Genomic DNA, 6,707 nt, shown 5'->3' on the forward strand with positions numbered 1-6,707 from the left:
GGTATGAGGAATTGAAAACTGGGAACTGAAAACTGAGAATTGCAAATTGGCCGGATGCCAGAAGACGACCGAGGGGCGAAAGGACGCATGGAGCAGCCTTGACTTTGGAATCCCCTCCCCCACAATCGCCGCTCTTATGGGACTCTTTGATTCACTCGCCAAAAACGCGCTGGGCAGCATGCTCGGCGGCTCTGCCAAAATGGACCCCGCAGCGATGCTGTCCGGTCTGCTGAATGAAGCGGGTGGCTTGAACGGCATGATGGCCCAGTTTGAGAAAGCGGGCCTGACTGAGATTTTTGCCTCCTGGGTCGGAACGGGAACGAACCTGCCGATCAATGCCGAGCAGATGAAGGCCGCGGTGGGAGAAGAAAACCTGCAGGCGCTTGCTGGCAAAGTGGGCATGCATGTGCACACGGTGCAGCCGCTGCTGACGCAGTTCCTGCCGCAGATCATCGACAAACTGACGCCGCAGGGCCACATTCACGACAACAACCCCAGCGGCAGCCAGATTCAAAGCGTGCTGACCAGTGTGATCAGCAGCGGACTCGGCGGATTGTTTGGCGGAGGGCGCTAAGCTCAAGAAGCGCGTTGCAAACAGTGCGTTTTTCCCGCATGATTGCGTTAGTGAATGCATCCGTTGCTGACTTTCTGCTGAACGCCGCCTCATACCTGCGCAAGGTGATGGAGGGAGAGCAGGTCTGTCTCACCAACGAAGGCCGTGTGCAGGCACGCATCACTCCTGAACGCGCATGCTCGCTCGAACAGCCTGTGCAGGAGAAAATCGAGCAAGCACGACGGCTTAAGGCCCAATTGGCCGCAAAGTATGGCAGTGATGATTGGACGGCGCAGGATTATCTTGAAGCGGGAAGACGCGCATGATGATCCTTGTGGCGGATGCAAATGCGGCGCTGGGCACGGTACTTCCCGTCCACGATGAGAAGGTGGCTGAGACATTCTTGCATCACATCGGCAGCGGTGATGCCGTAAGTGTACCGCCGCTGTGGCTGCTGGAGACTCTCAATGTTCTGCTGGTGCGGGAGCGACGGAAGAAGCTGGACGCGAACGAGCGAGACCAGGCTATCGCCTGCATTCACGGTTATCCCGTGAGAGTGAATGAGGAATCCACGGCCCACATTGATGAGATCCAGCGACTGGCGACCAAACACTCACTCAGTTCGTATGATGCATCATACCTCGAACTGACATTGCGCCTAAAATGCCCGTTACTCTCCTCCGACAATGCTTTGTGTGCAGCGGCCCAAGCCGAGGAAGTGACTTTGCTTTGAATCCACCCTGTTAACTTGATCTTCCATGCTCCGCCTTGCCCTGAAAATGCTGTTTGGTGACACGGCCAAGTACCTGATGCTGGTGGCAGGTCTCGCGGTGGCGACGTTTTTGATGGCGCAGCAAACGGCTGTGTTTTGCGGGCTGATGAACTGGACGAAGTCGACTCTGAAAAACGTTCCGGCACCGATCTGGGTGGTGGAGGAAAAGGTGGAGCAGGTGAATGAGACGAATCCGCTGCTGGACACGGATGTGGCGCGCGTGCGCAGTGTGGCCAGCGTGGCGTGGGCTGCGCCGATCTATTCAGGCATCCAGCGCGTGCGGCTGGAGAACGGGAACTTCAAGATGATCCAGCTCATCGGCATTGATGCGAACACGCTGGCCGGAGCGCCGGCGAAGATGCTGGAAGGCAACCTGATGAAACTGCGGCTGCCGCATTCGGTGATCATTGATGATCTGGGGGTGACACGACTGGCCCGCAAACGCGGCGAAAAGGTGAAGGTGGGCGATGTGTTTGAGCTCAATGACCAGGAGGCACGGGTGGTGGGCATCGCGGATGCAGCGACGTCCTTCACTGGAGGCCCGTACGTCTGGACGACTTATGAGCGGGCGCTGCAGTATGTGCCGGCGCAGCGCAAGATGCTGCAGGCGGTGATCTGCGCGCCACGCGAGGGTGTGAGCCTGGACCAAGCGGTGGCGGACATTCAGCGCGAAACGGGGCTGAAGGCGTTTGTGAACCGTGAAGCGGGTTTTGGCGAATTCTGGGAGCAGCGTGGCGGAGAAAAGACGGACAACTTCAATGTCTCGACTGTGTGGTGGTATGTGAAGAACACCGGCATTCCGATTTCCTTTGGCACCACGGTCATCATCGGCCTGCTGGTGGGGATGGCGGTGAGCTGCCAGACGTTTTACTCGTTTGTGCTGGAGAACATGCGACATCTGGGTGCACTGAAGGCGATGGGGGCTTCCAATGGCACGCTGTGCCTGATGCTGATTGCGCAGGCGTTTACCGTAGGTCTGATTGGTTACGGCATCGGACTGTTCTTCACTTCCGGCTTCGCGATGGCTGCGCTGAAAAATGAGCAGCCGCCGTTTTATATGCCGGAGTTTGTGCCGTTTGCCGTGCTGGGCGTGGTGCTGGTGATTTGCACGCTGGCGGCGCTGATGGGGATCTGGCGCGTGAGCAAGCTGGAGCCGGCGATGGTGTTCAGGAGTTGAGGAGGATCTGGAGCAGGGAGTGGTGGGGAGATGAGCGCTACGCGATGCATGGATGTGAGGGAGTAAAGGCCCTGTGAACAAGGGGTGTCGCTGCGCTGAACCCCTTGTACAGGCTTGGATGGCTACGCCATCGGGATGCATTGAAGACAATGCCTTCAATGCGCTGACGAGCGTGGGGAGCTTGAGAGTCTGGGATGATTGGAAAGCGCTGGCCGACAGGCAGGAGTGCCTGTCGTACTTCAGGCTATTCGAGCTGCAGCTTGGCGAGGGAGCCGTAGAGGCTGCCGGGTTTGGCGACGAGTTCGTCGTGGGTGCCGCGTTCGAGGATGGCGCCGCTGGACATGACGAGGATTTGATCGCAGCGGCGGACGGTGCTGAGGCGATGGGCGATGATGATGCTGGTGCGGTTTTCCATCAGCTTGTCGAGGGCGTCCTGCACGAGGCGTTCGCTTTCGGCATCGAGGCTGCTGGTGGCTTCATCGAGGATCAGGATGGCCGGATCGGCGAGAATGGCGCGGGCAATGGCGATGCGCTGGCGCTGGCCGCCGGAAAGCTGGGTGCCACGGTCTCCCACGAGGGTCTGATAACCTTCGGTGAGGCTGACGATGAAATCGTGAGCGTTGGCTTTTTTCGCGGCGCTGATGATCTCCTCCTCGGTGGCCTCGGGCTTGCCGTAGGCGATGTTTTCTTTGATGCTGCCGCCAAACAGAAGCACTTCCTGCGGCACGAGGGCGAGATTGCGGCGGAGCGTGGTGAGGGACATGTCGCGAATCGGCTGGCCGTCGATGCGGATTTCGCCGGTGGTCGGATCGTAGAAGCGGAAGAGCAGCGAGACGCTGGTGGATTTGCCCGAACCGCTGGGACCGACGAGGGCGATGCGCTGGCCTGCCTTGGCCTGCAGATTGAAATCCCGCAGAACGATGGCTTCCGGACGTGTGGGATAGGCAAAGCTGACATCGTGCATGTCGATCTCGCCTTTGAAGCGCAGCTTCGAGGCTCCGACGGTGTCGTCCGGTTCGGTTTGATCTCGCAGGATTTCACGCACGCGTTCAGTGGCGCCGAGTGAACGCTGGAGCTGGGTGATCAACTCGGGGAACTGAATGAAGGAGGCTGCGATCATGCCGCTGAGACCGGCGAACTGAGTCAGTTCCTCCTTGCCGATGCCGCCGTCGTTCAGCATGCGCATGGCGAACCACGTCACGAGGATCAAGGCCACGCTGAAGGCGAAGATGATGAAGGCGATGAACGAGGCCCGAGGCACGGCCGCACGCAGCACGGTGCGCAGGTATTCACTGAGATTCTTGTCATAGCGGGCCAGCTCATAGGCCTCATTGCGGAAGGCTTTCACGCTGACGATGCTTTGCAGGCTTTCGTCCACCACGACCTGCGAGGCGGCGAGGTTGTCCTGCGCGCGCTTGGTCAGCTTGCGAATGCGTGAGCCGAAGATGGCGATCATCACGATCACCACGGGGATGGTGCCCACCATGAACAGCGACAGCTTGACCGACATATTGAGGATCAGCACCAGACAGAGTGACAACATCACGGTGTGGCGGATCAGCATCGGAATCGTGACCACCAGCGTCTCGCGCATGGCCTCGACATCGTTGGCGAGGCGAGAAGCGAGTTCACCGACACGGCGCTGGTTCAGCGTCGCCATGGGCAGACGGATGATGCGGCTGAAGGTGTCGAGCCGGAGAGCGGCGAGTGCGCGCTCAGAAGCTTTGGCAAAGAGCAAGATGCGGAAGAAGGCGATGACTGCCTGGACACTGACAAGCGCCACCAAATACCATGCCGAGCGTGTCAGTTCAGCCATCCACTCCGGCCCGTTGGCACCTTTTAATGTAGCGTTCAATTCTGAAGCCTGCCGGGCAACGTCTTTCAATTCATTGCCCCAGTCAGGTTTGGCAGCTTCAGCAGGCCATCCACCCACCAAGGCAGACAGCTGGCCGACATGTGCCTTGAACTGGACAATCCATTCAGCGCCAATCCCGCCACCAATGCCTTTCCCGGCCAGCGCAGCCAGCTCCTTGATAAAAAGGATCGTCATGCCGCCCGTGATCGCCAGCGCGATGAGCGCCGGAATGAAGACGTTGTAATGCGGACGCAGGTAGGTCAGGAAAAAGCCAGCGTCTTTCCACGCCGCACGGTCCCACAATTTTTTACTCGCTCGTTCTTCAGCCATGTTTGTTTTCTTCTACTCCACGCGCACCGTCCAGCGCTGCGTTGGTTTATCGGTCAATTCCAAGACGCTCAGACTTTCTGCATCATCCCCCTGCCGCCTGCTGCGGGTGAGGAAATAGCCACGGCCGCCCCCATTGAAGCGGACGTTCAGGCCCAGCTGGCTGTTGCCATTCCCCAAAGCCCATTCGTGGCGGTAGAGATAGCTTTTCGGCAGGGTGATGGTGAGCCTGCGGCCACCGCCTGCGGAGCTGGTGAGTGTCGCGTGGATTTCTTTCGGTTCGAACACCGCAGCATAACCGCTGCCAAAGGCCCAGGGTGCGATGGGATCGACCGTCGCATCGCCATCGGCGGCTTTGCCGGTGATGCGCAGTGCTGCGGTGGCCCCTGGAGTCTGTCGTTCGCCATAGCTGCGAGCGTCGAGGTTCAGCAGCAGTTCAAAGGCCTTGCCAGAAGAGTCGTCCACGAGACTGACACCGGTCAGATCGAGGGTGAGGAAGAGTTTCATGCTGTCGGCATCCGCCCGCAAAGTCACGGCGCTCTCCTGGGCATCTGCCGCAGTGAGGGGCACCGATTCTTTGAGGCCCATGTTGCGGGTGATTTCAATGTCGCGATCGAAAATCTGTCTCACGCCGTTGGAGTTCAGCGCCAGCTTCAGCGGCAGCACACGGCGCAGAGGCAGGCGCCCATCGGCTGGCAGCGGCAGGGCCAGCTTGAGAACCTCCGAACCATCGGCCTCCAGAGCGATCTTGCCTTCCTGAGATTTACCGCCCCAGTTCGACTCCCAGGATGCCGAGAGACTGGATCCGGTGCTGTTTTCGATTTCGAGTTCGGGCGAAAACTCCGCTTCTTGATTGAAGGCCGCGCGCGCGTTCCAAGTGATGCTGAAAGGACGCAGAGGCACCACGATGTCCTCGATGCGCGACTGTTTGCCCGCGATCACGAGCACGGGCAGGCGCATTTCGCCATCGGTCAGCGGCAGATGGCGGGTGTCGGTGATGGCGTAGGTCAACTTCACCGTCTGTTTCGCGCCAGCAGCCAGCTGGATTTCGGGATTCGTGTCCTTGGGTTTTACCCCGGCTGGCACCAGCGGCAGCAGAGTCACATTCAGGGGTTCGCGCCGGGTGTTGGCCAGTTCAAACTCCAGCTTAAGCTGGCCCTGCCCCGCCAGCGTTGCCTTGGCGGCGCTGATCTTCCATGGGACACCGGGTGCGCCCTGCATCACATCCTGAAACAAGATGCGGCCCATCTCCGCGTGCATGCCGGTCGTTGGCGTCATCACTCCTTGGGAGGGGAGGAGATTGAGAAGGCTTTGATACTCCTGCATCAGTGCGGGGAAGATTTGATCCGCCCCTTTGGTGCCGGGAGGTGTCTGCAGCAGGCGGGACAAATCGCCAAGGTCTGAGAAAATGACATCCGCCCTGGCGCTGGCTTCACGCAGCACGCTGGAGGGGCCGCGCGTGAGTGCCAGACTGGCCTCCTCAGGATCTGCCGCCTGCGGAATGGGTCCGGCGACGATGACTTCGAGACGTTTGCCGCGAGCAGTGTCCAACAGACTGCGAAAGGCAACCGCCACATCTGCGGCAGAGACTCCAGCCAGCCCGTCTTCCAAGCCCTGCGCCACCAAGACGACATCGGGCTGCCCTTGAAATCCGACGGTGGACAGCGCCGAGGCGGCCGAAATGATACTGGAGGTTTGCACCGGCTGGATCAAAATCTCAGGACCCAAGATCTTGGATTCCTTGTCGCGCAATTTGCCGCCAGGCCGCACCACGCGCACGCCGCCGGTGTAGTAAAACTGGGCCGCGAGCTTTTTAGCAAAAACGCCGGCAAAGCTTTTGAGCACCGGGTCCACGCCGGGCTCGGCCTTGGCACCATCGAATATCGCATCACCCAGCACTACGATCTCCACACGCTCACGCCGTGTGAGTTTCAGCAGGGTCTGCGGGAGAAACTTCCGCCAGCGATCCCGCTGCACGGGAGTGAGATCAAAATAGGTCTGCGGCAAAACGACCGGTGTGGGC

General features: G+C 59.7%; 6 protein-coding genes. 4 read left to right on the forward strand and 2 right to left on the reverse strand.

The features are described from left to right. Positions 1-46: 46 nt before the first annotated feature. Genes WAW39_RS01595 through WAW39_RS01610 form a run of 4 tightly spaced genes read left to right on the forward strand, consistent with a single transcriptional unit; the run spans position 47 to position 2,502 of the window. Positions 47-574 carry a YidB family protein gene (locus WAW39_RS01595; RefSeq protein WP_422315080.1) on the forward strand — a complete coding sequence of 176 codons (528 nt, stop codon included), beginning with the start codon at positions 47-49 and terminating at the stop codon, positions 572-574. A 14-nt stretch (positions 575-588) separates the two neighbouring features. Continuing rightward, positions 589-879: a hypothetical protein gene (locus WAW39_RS01600; protein WP_422315082.1), complete on the forward strand. Its 291-nt coding sequence runs from the start codon at positions 589-591 to the stop codon at positions 877-879. Next, positions 876-1,286 (forward strand): type II toxin-antitoxin system VapC family toxin, encoded by a 411-nt coding sequence (locus WAW39_RS01605; protein WP_422315084.1) that lies wholly within the window; start codon positions 876-878, stop codon positions 1,284-1,286. The genes WAW39_RS01600 and WAW39_RS01605 overlap by 4 nt, the downstream gene beginning before the upstream one ends. A 25-nt stretch (positions 1,287-1,311) precedes the next feature. Continuing rightward, positions 1,312-2,502, forward strand: a complete 1,191-nt coding sequence (locus WAW39_RS01610) for an ABC transporter permease (RefSeq protein WP_422315086.1) — start codon at positions 1,312-1,314, stop codon at positions 2,500-2,502. A 244-nt stretch (positions 2,503-2,746) separates the two neighbouring features. On the opposite strand, the gene WAW39_RS01615 is transcribed toward WAW39_RS01610, so the two are convergent. After that, positions 2,747-4,687, reverse strand: a complete 1,941-nt coding sequence (locus WAW39_RS01615) for an ABC transporter ATP-binding protein (RefSeq protein WP_422315088.1) — start codon at positions 4,685-4,687, stop codon at positions 2,747-2,749. A 12-nt stretch (positions 4,688-4,699) separates the two neighbouring features. Next, positions 4,700-6,707 (reverse strand): hypothetical protein (locus tag WAW39_RS01620; RefSeq protein WP_422315090.1); only part of this gene is annotated, 2,008 nt, incomplete at its 5' end.

The sequence above is a fragment of the Prosthecobacter sp. genome, from assembly GCF_049294395.1.
GTDB lineage: Bacteria > Verrucomicrobiota > Verrucomicrobiia > Verrucomicrobiales > Verrucomicrobiaceae > Prosthecobacter.

What these genes read in the sequence shown, in the direction of transcription:
- WAW39_RS01615 (WP_422315088.1), bottom strand. Translation starts at nt 4,687, where the DNA reads ATGGCTGAAGAACGAGCGAGTAAAAAATTGTGGGACCGTGCGGCGTGG.
- WAW39_RS01605 (WP_422315084.1), top strand. Translation starts at nt 876, where the DNA reads ATGATGATCCTTGTGGCGGATGCAAATGCGGCGCTGGGCACGGTACTT.
- WAW39_RS01610 (WP_422315086.1), top strand. Translation starts at nt 1,312, where the DNA reads ATGCTCCGCCTTGCCCTGAAAATGCTGTTTGGTGACACGGCCAAGTAC.